We start from the raw sequence: 10378 nt of genomic DNA, 5'->3' as shown, positions 1-10378 counted from the left end.
GAAGAGGTCCGCGAGGCCCTCCAGATCGGACCCGACACCCCGATCATCACCACCGACGCCCGCCACCGCGCGGACGCCAAGAGCGCCCTCATCACGCTTGTGGAGCATGCGCTGATGGCGCGCCTGCGCTAGCGGGTCGGGCGGTCCCTGTACGCGCCTGTGGAACGGCCCCCCGAGGCTCCGTGCGGAGTCTCGGGGGGCCGTTGCCGTTGCGGTTGCCGCGGGGGGTGGCGGGGGTGGTGGGGCGCCTGCGGCGGGCGACCTTCCCCACCCCGCCCCTTCCCGATACCGGGCTCCGCCCGGACCCGTACCGCGCTGCGCGCGGTGTCCTCACTCGCCGGACGGGCTGGAGTTGCCCTCAGGGCACCTCCCAGTCCCGGAGCGGACGCCGTCCCCGGAACGGGGAAGGCCCCGCACACCGGTGGTGTGCGGGGCCTTCCGGCCAGGGCGTCAGCCCTGCCAGCTGTGGGACGGCTGAAAGCCGCGCTGGCGCTCCAGGCGGCGCCAGCCCGCCGTCGTGCGGCCGCGGTGCGGCTGCGGTGCGTCGGCACGGGACGCCGCACGCGCCATCAGGACCGCGGTGATGGCCGCCAGCTCCTCGGGCTCGGCGTGGCCCTTCTCGACGCGGACGACGGACGAGGGGTCGGTAGGAGTGCTCATGGGTGCTCCAGTCCTGTCGCAGGGTTACTGCGGGGGGTTGCCGTGCTTGCGGGACGGCAGGTCGGCGTGCTTCGTGCGGAGCATGGCGAGGGAGCGGATGAGCACCTCGCGCGTCTCGGCCGGGTCGATCACGTCGTCGACCAGGCCGCGCTCCGCGGCGTAATAGGGATGCATCAGTTCGGCCTTGTACTCCTTGACCATGCGCGTGCGCATGGCTTCGGGGTCCTCGGCCTCGGCGATCTGCTTGCGGAAGATCACGTTCGCCGCGCCCTCCGCGCCCATGACCGCGATCTCGTTCGTGGGCCAGGCGTAGGTCAGGTCGGCGCCGATGGACTGCGAGTCCATGACGATGTAGGCACCGCCGTACGCCTTGCGCAGGATGAGGGAGATGCGCGGCACGGTCGCGTTGCAGTACGCGTACAGCAGCTTCGCGCCGTGGCGGATGATGCCGCCGTGCTCCTGGTCGACGCCGGGCAGGAAGCCCGGCACGTCCAGCAGCGTGACGATCGGGATGTTGAACGCGTCGCACATCTGGACGAAGCGGGCGGCCTTCTCGGACGCCTCGATGTCGAGGACGCCGGCCAGCGACTGCGGCTGGTTGGCGACGATGCCGACGACCTGGCCGTCCAGGCGGGCCAGGGCGCAGATGATGTTGCGCGCCCAGCGCTCGTGGATCTCCAGGTAGTCGCCCTCGTCGACGAGCTCCTCGATGACCTTGTGCATGTCGTACGGCCGGTTGCCGTCGGCGGGGACCAGGTCCAGCAGCACGTCCGAGCGGCGCTCGGCCGGGTCCTCGCAGGCGACGGCCGGCGGGTTCTCGCGGTTGTTCTGCGGGAGCATCGACAGGAGGTAGCGGACCTCCGCGATGCAGGTCTCCTCGTCGTCGTACGCGAAGTGCGCGACGCCCGAGGTCTCCGCGTGGACGTCCGCGCCGCCCAGGCCGTTCTGGGTGATCTCCTCGCCGGTGACCGCCTTGACGACGTCCGGGCCGGTGATGAACATCTGCGAGGTCTCGCGGACCATGAACACGAAGTCGGTCAGCGCGGGCGAGTACGCCGCACCGCCGGCGCACGGGCCGAGCATCACCGAGATCTGCGGGATGACACCCGAGGCCCTGGTGTTGCGCTGGAAGATGCCGCCGTATCCGGCCAGCGCCGAGACGCCCTCCTGGATACGCGCGCCGGCGCCGTCGTTCAGCGACACCAGCGGAGCGCCCGCCGAGATGGCCATGTCCATGATCTTGTGGATCTTGGTGGCGTGGGCCTCGCCCAGCGCGCCGCCGAAGATCCGGAAGTCGTGCGCGTAGACGAAGACCGTCCGGCCCTCGACCGTGCCCCAACCGGTGACGACACCGTCGGTGTACGGCTTCTTGGCCTCCAGGCCGAAGCCCTGCGCGCGGTGCCGGCGCAGCTGCTCGACCTCCTTGAACGAGCCCTCGTCCAGCAGCAGCGCAATGCGCTCACGGGCGGTCAGCTTGCCCTTGGCGTGCTGCGCCTCGGTCGCCCGGTCACTCGGGCCGCGCTCCGCCTGCTCGCGCAGGGCCTGCAGCTCGGCCACACGGCCGCGCGCGTCGGCCGGCTCGCCGGCCTCGATCGGCTCGCTGGTGGTCTGGTCCAAAACGGTCATGCATCGACCCTACGGAGGGACCCGAGAAAAGCATGCCGTTGACTCCGTACAGTCTCGCGACCGTTCTCCTGTCGGCCTCTGACAGAACCATTCCGCACAGAGCGCCAACCACCAGCCCGGACCGGCCCTACTTTGTGCGAGTCCAACAACAGGACCGGGTGAGAGCCGGCTCACAGCGGGGTGTCGCGCCTGGGCCGGTCGGGTTAATTCCCGGATGCCGGGGCGGGGCGGACCCACCGTACCGGGCCGTGGAAACCGCCGTCCCGCCCGCCCGGCCGCGCGGCGCGGTCCGGACGGGACGGGACGGGAGGGAGGAAGGGGCCGGGCGTCAGGCGCCGCAGTGGAAGCGAGCTGCGCCCCAGTCGGCGTGGTCGTTGCCGTTGCCGTCGCCGCCGTCACCGACGACGAGCTCCACGTAGTCGGCTCCGGTCACGTCCGCGGTCAGGGACCAGGCCGGGTCGGCGGGCTTCAGGACGGGCGAGGCCGCCTTCTCGGCTCCGTCCGCGAGCACGCCGAACCGGACGGAGCCTCGTGTGGTCTGGACGTCGTCCACGCCCACCGAGGCGGTGAAGGAGGTGCACCTGCCGCCCAGGTAGTAGCGGATCCGGGCGGGGGCGTGCGTGCCGAGGCCCTTCTCGTAGGCCACTCCCCCGATCGTCAGGGGCCTGCCGTCGCCGGCGCCGGTCTCGCCGTTGGACAGGTCGCGCTCGACGGGTCCCCAGCCGTTCTGCGCGGACGTCCAGTCGAGGTCGCTCGCCCAGGCGTCGGCGGAGGGCGGCGGCGGCAGCGTGCGCGCGGACGTGGCCGCGGTGAGCTGCCGGGGCGTGCCGCCGACCGTGTACGCGGCCGTCGCACCGATCGGGTACGTCCGGTACGCGGCGTCCGCCGGCGGCGTCACCTGCCATGTGCCCGTGGCCTCGGCGCCCGGCGCGACCGACGCGAAGCGCACCGGGCCCACGGGCTCGGCCGTCCAGCCGACGGGCAGCGCGAGTGCCAGCGTCACGTCGGCCGCCGCGGTCGCCTCGTCGTTGCCGAACGCGGCCTCGACCTCGTTCTGGCTGCCCGGAACCAGGGTCTCCGGCGCCGTCACGGCGAGCGTGCCGCAGGCGGCCTGCTCGGCCGCGGGGCCGAGGTCGGTGACCGTGAAGCCGTCCATCACGAAGTCCGCGCCGTCGGGGGCGTCACCCCGCTTGCGCAGACCGGTCCAGGTGTCGCCGCAGCCCGCGGTGACCGTCTCGGAGAAGTGGCCCGTAATCCGCTGCGCGCCGATGGGGGTACGGCGGCGCTCCACGGACCCGCCGGAAGCCCGGTCGTAGCCGGTCACCCACTCGTAGGCCCCGGCGTGGCTGGACTGGTAGTCGTACTCGACGCGATAGGTGCGACCGTTCTCCATCGGCACGGTCCACGGCGCGGTGCGGTAGACGAGGCCGGTGTTCTCGTCGTGCGACTTGAGGGACTCCTTGCCGCCGAGGACGTCGTCGATCAGCTTCCCGTTCCACCCGGCCTGCGTGTAGGGGGCGTGCAACTGGCTGATGTGGGTGCGCGGGTCGGTGACGCCGCCGGCGTCGCCCTTGAGGAACGGACCCCAGCCCTGGTCGACGTCCTCGAAGTCGTCGTGGACGAGTGCGCCGTCCTTGCCGGCGGGGGCGCCCGCGACGACACGCACGTCGTCGACGCGGACGCGTGCCGCGCTGCCCGCCGCGGCTTCGACGCGCAGGGTGGTGGCGTCGGCGGGCGCGGTGAAGGTGACCTTGGCGCGCTGGAAGTGGGTGCCGTGCCGGTCGGACGCGGCGACCATGTCCTTGACCGTGGAGCGCTCGACGACGACGGACTTCCCGCCGGCGGACAGCGTCGTGCGGCGGGAGCTGCCCGGCTCCACCTCGATCCAGGCGGAGGCGGTGTACCGCTCGCCCGCATCGAGGCCGGTGATCCGCTGGGAGACGGACGCGGTGGCGTCACCGGTCAGGGCAGCGCTGTTGCGGCCGTGGTCGTCGGTGTCACGGGTGACCGTCCCGCGCCGGATCCAGGCGTCGAGCGAGGCGTCGTTGAAGCCGGGGTCGGCGACACGACCGCCCTCGCCCCAGCGGGCGTCGCGCTGGTCGGGGGCGCTGTCCGGGTAGAGCACGTACGGCTGCCCGGCCTCGGCGGTCAGCGTGATCCTCCCGCCCCCGGGCCGTACGGTGCCGGTCCTCACCCGGCCGTTGTCGGTGAGCTTGTAGACGGTGTAGGCGCCCTGACCGGGAACGGCCCAACTGCTGGTGCCACCCGCCTGGTTGTAGTGGTACAGCTTGGCGCCGCCGTCCCACGGCAGCAGGTAGCGGTCGCCGTCGAGGACCTTGCGGCCGTGGTCGTAGAAGGCGCGCCGGCCGTCCTCGACGGTGCCGCGCAGGCCGCCGGTGAAGGTGATGTCGTTGCCGTTCCAGCGGGTGATCCGCTGCTGCTGGAGGTACTTGGCGGGCAGGTTGCGCTGCCAGACGTTGTCGTAGAAGGCGTTCCAGTCGGTCTCGCCGGTCCAGCCCTCGAATTCCTCCAGTACGGTCTGGCCGAGGACCGGGTGGTTGTTCCAGACGTCCTTCTCACCGTTGCGGATGAAGCGGATGATCTGGGAGTTGAGGCCCTTGTTGGTGGCTCCGCCGTAGTCCAAGTCGTTGGCCCAGTGCGACCAGAGCGAGGCCCGCTCGAACTTGTCCGCCCATTCGGTGCCGACGTTCCAGCCCTGCTTCCGCACGGCCTGCACGGTCTTGTCGGCGATCCAGCCGTGCGTGTAGTAGACGTCGATGTAGAGGAAGGTGAGATTGCGGTCGGTCTCGTCCCGCAGCTGCTGGAAACGGCGGGCCAGATCACCGCTGTTGATGTCGCGGCGCTGGTTGATGTAGTAGCTCTGGTTGAGCCAGTTCCAGCCGGGCTTCGTCCTGTCGACGAGGGTCTCGCTGAAGTTGTTCGCCTCCGGATAGGACTCGGTGGCGTTCACGTGCACGCCGAAGGTCGCCCCCCACTCCTTGCCCGCCTTGAGGAGCGTGTTGAGGTCGGCCAGGCCGCCCGCGCGCTTGTTGTAGTTGCCGCCGTAGTCGGGGTGTGCGGAGTCGTGGCCCTCGGAGCCGTACCCCTTGAGCACGGCGAGCTGGCCGAGTCCGTCGGTGGCCAGCGAGATGCGCTTGACGTCGTCGAGGGTGCGCAGGAACGGGTGGGTGGCCTGGCTCGCGAAGTTGAACGGGATGTGGGTGATCACCCGGTCCGGGGTGTCCTTCCCGCCGGGCGCCGTGATGCCGATCGAGCGGAAGGCAACCGCGCCGTCCTGCCAGTCGACCCTTTTGTCCGCGTTGGCGTCCGGGGTGACGACGACCTTCGCCCAGGGCAGGTTCTCGCCGCTCTCCGGCCGCGGTGCGCCCTCACCCCGGTAGGTCCACTGGCCGGAGGAGACACCGACGCGCACCGTGCCGTCACCGGCCTTGCGAGCCTGGTGCCACAGGCGCGCGTCGTCGCCGCCGGTCGCGCCGCTCGGCTTGTCGTACGAGGAGTTGGACTCGACGGCGGCGGCGAGCGAGGCGGTGTTGACGATGGCGTACGTGGCGCCGACGGGGGCGGCCTCGGCGGGGGTGTCCGCCGTGACCCTGCCGAACACGTCCGCGGTCCTGGTGGAGTCGGGATCGAGCTTGGTGAACGCCGTGGCCGCGCCCTGCTCCGTGCTGCCGACGGACACGAGGTCGTGCCCGGGTATGTCGAGAGTGCCGACGCGGAAGGCCTCGGTGTCGCGCACGGCGGTGACCTTGAAGGTCACGGCCCGGCCGGACACCGACACCCGGGTGTCGATCTCGACGCCGGGCAGGTCGGGGAAGACCAGGGTGTGGCGGACGGAAGCGGCGTCGACGCGGGGGGCGCCCGCCGGCCGGACCGCGTACGGCTTTCCGTTGAGGGTGACCTCGGTGACCGGGCGGGTGCTGCCGAGCAGCGACGCGCCGGAGGCGCGGTCGGTGTACGAGAGCACCCGGGGGAAGTCGTCGGCGACGGCGACCGAGAGGAGGCCGGAGGTGATGACGGGCCCGCTGCCGGCCGCGGTCACGGCGGCGGGCCCGTCGGCTTCGGCGGCGGCCGGCTGTACGGTCCCGGCCAGGACGAGCACGGCACAGGAGGCGGCGGCCGTCGCACAGGCCGCGCGGAATCTATGAGGCATGGGGACTGAGTAGTCCCCGGCTTTCAGGGGCGTCAACGAACCGGGGGCCGGAGGGACGCCGCAGTCCAACAACCCCCGTCGGTTAGTCCAAGTCGGCTCACGCCCCTTCGCGGCGGCGGGCGAGACCCACTCCCCCATGTTGTTGAAAGTTGAACGGAATGGGGCTACAGTCGATTTCGTTGAAGCTTGAACAACACGTCCGGGACCCCCTCCGGCATCCGTCCCCAAGGAGCAGTCATGGCCCTCTTCAACCGCAGGAACAACGGATCCGCCACGGCCACCGCCGTCGCCACCGCCACCGTCGACCCCCAGCTCGCGGCGCTGAGCGGCGACTACACGATCGACCCCGCCCACAGCAGCATCGGCTTCACGGTGCGGCACGCGATGGTGACCAACGTGCGCGGCAGCTTCGGCTCCCACCAGGGCACCCTGAGCCTGGACGGCATCGACCCGTCCCGCTCCGCGGCGGCCATCGACGTCGACATCGCCAGCATCGACACCGGCATCGCGGACCGCGACGGCCACCTGCGCAGCGGCGACTTCTTCGACGCCGAGAACTTCCCGAGGATGAGCTTCCGCTCCACCGGTGCGGAGCAGCTGGGCGGCGACCGGTACCGGATCACGGGCGATCTGACGATCAAGGACGTGACGCGCCCGCTCTCCATCGACCTGGAGTTCCAGGGTTCCGCGACCGACGTCTACGGCAACGAGCGCGTCGGCTTCGAGGGCTCCACCGAGATCCTGCGCTCCGACTGGGGTCTGACGTGGAACGCGGCCCTGGAGGCCGGCGGCGTGATGGTCAGCGACAAGGTCAAGCTGACGTTCGACATCTCCGCGATCAAGAGCGCCCCGCAGGCCGCCTGACCCGCGCGCCCCTGGCGCGGCCCACGAGCGCGCCCGCCCTGCCGATCCCCTCGGCACGGCGGGCGCTCGGTCGTGTACGGGCCGCCTCACAGGCCGCCGGTGTACAGCAGACGGTTGGGCGACCTCGCGGTCGCGCCGGTCACCACGTTCGTCGTCGAGGTGCCCTTCAGCCAGTCCGCGACGCTGCCGGGGGAAGCCGTGGAGTGCTCCGCCAGGTAGAGCGCCGCCACACCCGCGACGTGCGGGGACGCCATCGAAGTGCCGTCGTGCGCGATGCTGCCGCCGCCCATGCGGGCCGAGACGATCGCGGCACCGGGGGCGTACAGCGCCAGGCATTCGCCGTAGTTGGAGAACTTGGTCTCCCGGTCGGAACGGTCGGTCGCGCCGACCGTGACCACGTGGTCCGCGGACGCCGGGGAGACGTTGCAGGCGTCCTGCGCGTCGTTGCCGGCCGCGACGACCGGCAGGACACCGCTCTCGGCGAGGGCCTCGGCCGCGTTGTTCACCGCCGTGGACTTGACGCCGCCGAGAGAGGCGTTGAGCACGGCCGGCTTCTCGGCCTTGGCGGCCACCCAGTCGAATCCGGCGATGATGCTGGACCAGGTGCCGGTGCCCGCGCAGTCGAGAACCCGGACGCTGACGAGCGAGGCGCCGCGTGCCACGCCGTGCGTGGCACCGCCCACGGTGCCCGCCACGTGCGTCCCGTGCCCGTGGCAGTCCTGCCCGCGCCGGCCGTCGCCGATGGCGTCGTACCCGAACCTGGCACGCCCGCCGAACTCGGTGTGCCCGTAGTCGATGCCGGTGTCGAGGATGTACGCCGTGACGCCCTGGCCCTCGCCGGCCGCGGTGAAGTCGCTGTTGAGCGGCAGAGCACGCTGGTCGATCCGGTCGAGCCCCCACGACGAGGCCGGCGTCAGACCCGTCCCCGCGCCGGGCGCGCCGAACGCGGTGACCTTGGCGTCCTCCTCGACGGCCACGACGCCGGGCGTCAGCCGGACCTTCTCCAGCTGGACCGCGCTGAGGTTCGCCGCGAAGCCGCGCATGGCCGAGCTGTAGGTGTACAGCGGCTTCGCACCGACCGTCCCCATCATGTCGGTGGCGTCGGCGGCGTCGGCGAGGGTCACGATGTACCGGCCCGGCAGGGCGTTCGCCGAGCGGATGAGGGGCGCGGGGGTCCGGGCGGTGGACGCATCGGGCAGTGGGGGATCGAACGGATCGGCGGCGGTCGGCGGCCCGGCCGCCAGCAGGACCGCGGCGGCCGCGGTAAGCGCTGTCGCGAGGGCACGAAGCCTTGTTCTGGTTGACATGCGGCAGAGGGAAACACGCACCAAGATCGTGAGCAATCACCTGACGTAGCGATTTGCTACTTTCAGTAGTCCACTCGCTCGGTGCTGCCGCCGTTTGCCGTACTCGGTGCCGCCGCTCGCCCTCCGGGCCGCGGGCCGTACTCGGTGCCGCCGCTCGCCCTCCGGGCCGAGGGCCGCACTCGGTGCCGCCGCTCGCCCTCCGGGCCGAGGGCCGCACTCGGTGCCGTCGCTCGTCGTACGGGCCGCGGACCGTGCGCGGCTCACCGCTCGCGACGAGAAGACGCTAGAACCCTCCGCCTCCGTCGAAGCCGCCGCCGAATCCACCGCCGAAGTCGCCGCCACCGCCCCAGTCGCCGCCGCCGAAGTCCGAGGAGTCGAAGTCCGCGCCGGACACATCGCCGCCGCCGTACTCGCCGCCGCTGAACTCACCGGCCCCGTAGTCCGCCGCATACGCGGGGGTGGCGAGCATGCTGCCGAGCATCGTGCCCATCAGCAGGCCGGGGAGGATGCCGCCGCCGAAGTAGCCGCCGGCCCAGGGACCGTAGGCCGGGCCCGCCTCCCAGTAGGGGCGGCGGCCGTAGCCGGTCTCCACCGTGCGGGACATGGGCTCCATGCCCTCCTCCAGGCGGGCCGCGTCGGCGGCGCACACCGGGACGTCACGGGCCGCCGCGCCGCTGGCCGGCATCCACGAGACGTCCTTGACCGAAGGGCCGTGGCGCGGGTCGAAGAAGCACGGCGCGCGGCGTTCGGGGAGGGGCCGGCCTTCGCGGCGGGCCGCGAGAACGGCGAGGGAGTGGCGGCCGTCGTCCAGTGCCTCGGTGACCCCGCGGACGTCACCCGGGTGCTCGGCCGCGCCCATGCGCGACTTGGCCGTGTCGTACGCGTCGAGGGCACGCTCGTAGTCGGCGCGCATGGCGTCGTCCGCGCCCTTCTCCGAGGGGTGGAAGTCCAGCCGGTCGAGCTCCTCGCCGAAGGCGGTGATGTCCTCGTCGACGACCACGCGCAGCTTGTCGAGCGCGGCGCGCTCCTCCTCCGCCTTGCGGCGGCGCTTGCTGCGCACGACCGCGTAGGCGCCGGCGCCGCCCGCCGCGACGACCGCGCCGAGGGCGATCAGCGCGCCGGTGTCGACGCCCTCGTCACCGGCTCCGGTGCCCCAGGAGACCGGCGCGCTTCCTCGGACCTGGGGCAGCGCCTGGTCGACGAAGCTCTCCAGCTGGGTGGCGGCGTCGACGGATCCGCTGCCCCGCACCGCCTGGGCGAGGTTGTCGACGGCCTGGTTGGACATGACGGTGCGGTCGGCGCCCGCGTCGAAGCCGTCGCCGAGCCGGACCCCGTACAGGCCGGTGATGCCGGTCTCGGTGCGCAGGTTGACCAGCAGGTTGTCCGGCGGGAACTCCGCGGTGGCGGGCAGGACCGCGACGAACACCGGCTTGTCGGCCTGCTCGATCCTCTCGGCGAGCGCGTCGGCCTCGGACTGCGAGACCTGGCCGGTCATGGCGGGGTGGACGTACACCGGCCCCTGCTTCAGGGCTGCGGCGGCGTCGGACAGACCCGTGGCTCCGGCGGCGGAGGCCGGAACCAGGATCAGGAGCAGCATGAGCGTCAGCCCCGCGAGGGCCGACACAAGGGTGAACGGCCGTGTCCTCATACATCGACGCTACCCGAACGGGAGCAAAGGGGACATAGCCATCCGCTGTCGCTCCGAGGCGGTTCCGGCGTCTCGGAGCGCCCCGACGCTCCCGGACCCCCG

6 protein-coding genes and 1 pseudogene are annotated in these 10378 nt (G+C 72.1%); 2 read left to right on the top strand and 5 right to left on the bottom strand.

The window, feature by feature from the left end; translation table 11 throughout:
* Positions 1-132: pseudogene (locus AB0K02_RS27670) on the top strand (ATP-binding protein); the annotation flags it as partial.
* Positions 133-450: 318 nt separating this feature from the next.
* Here the strand turns inward: AB0K02_RS27670 and AB0K02_RS27665 are convergent.
* From AB0K02_RS27665 to AB0K02_RS27655, 3 genes are all read right to left on the bottom strand, one after another.
* Positions 451-660, bottom strand: coding sequence for an acyl-CoA carboxylase subunit epsilon (locus AB0K02_RS27665; protein ID WP_365995245.1), 210 nt, complete (start codon positions 658-660; stop codon positions 451-453).
* Between the two features lie 24 nt (positions 661-684).
* The gene (locus AB0K02_RS27660; RefSeq protein WP_365995244.1) at positions 685-2286 is read right to left on the bottom strand and encodes an acyl-CoA carboxylase subunit beta; all 1602 of its coding nucleotides are present in this window, start codon (positions 2284-2286) and stop codon (positions 685-687) included.
* A 328-nt stretch (positions 2287-2614) separates the two neighbouring features.
* A complete protein-coding gene (locus tag AB0K02_RS27655; protein ID WP_365995243.1) occupies positions 2615-6457 on the bottom strand; it encodes an endo-alpha-N-acetylgalactosaminidase family protein in 3843 nt (1280 codons plus the stop codon).
* Between the two features lie 237 nt (positions 6458-6694).
* On the opposite strand from AB0K02_RS27655, the gene AB0K02_RS27650 reads away from it, so the two are divergent.
* Positions 6695-7321, top strand: a complete 627-nt coding sequence (locus tag AB0K02_RS27650) for a YceI family protein (protein WP_365995242.1) — start codon at positions 6695-6697, stop codon at positions 7319-7321.
* Positions 7322-7407: 86 nt separating this feature from the next.
* Here the strand turns inward: AB0K02_RS27650 and AB0K02_RS27645 are convergent, their stop codons facing one another.
* Both AB0K02_RS27645 and AB0K02_RS27640 read right to left on the bottom strand, forming a co-directional pair.
* A complete protein-coding gene (locus tag AB0K02_RS27645; protein ID WP_365995241.1) occupies positions 7408-8628 on the bottom strand; it encodes a S8 family peptidase in 1221 nt (406 codons plus the stop codon).
* A 283-nt stretch (positions 8629-8911) separates the two neighbouring features.
* Entirely contained in the window at positions 8912-10276 is a 1365-nt protein-coding gene (locus tag AB0K02_RS27640) for a hypothetical protein (RefSeq protein WP_365995240.1), read from the bottom strand.
* Positions 10277-10378 lie beyond the last annotated feature (102 nt).

It is taken from the genome of Streptomyces sp. NPDC049597 (assembly GCF_040675505.1).
In the GTDB taxonomy this organism is placed as follows: Bacteria; Actinomycetota; Actinomycetes; order Streptomycetales; family Streptomycetaceae; genus Streptomyces.
Note: the sequence above shows the minus strand (reverse complement) of the source record. Positions and strands in the feature narration are given on the sequence as shown.

Bases quoted from the DNA above. Each gene is read 5' to 3' on its own strand.
- AB0K02_RS27665 (WP_365995245.1), bottom strand. From the start codon at position 660: ATGAGCACTCCTACCGACCCCTCGTCCGTCGTCCGCGTCGAGAAGGGC.
- AB0K02_RS27660 (WP_365995244.1), bottom strand. From the start codon at position 2,286: ATGACCGTTTTGGACCAGACCACCAGCGAGCCGATCGAGGCCGGCGAG.
- AB0K02_RS27655 (WP_365995243.1), bottom strand. From the start codon at position 6,457: ATGCCTCATAGATTCCGCGCGGCCTGTGCGACGGCCGCCGCCTCCTGT.
- AB0K02_RS27650 (WP_365995242.1), top strand. From the start codon at position 6,695: ATGGCCCTCTTCAACCGCAGGAACAACGGATCCGCCACGGCCACCGCC.
- AB0K02_RS27645 (WP_365995241.1), bottom strand. From the start codon at position 8,628: ATGTCAACCAGAACAAGGCTTCGTGCCCTCGCGACAGCGCTTACCGCG.
- AB0K02_RS27640 (WP_365995240.1), bottom strand. From the start codon at position 10,276: ATGAGGACACGGCCGTTCACCCTTGTGTCGGCCCTCGCGGGGCTGACG.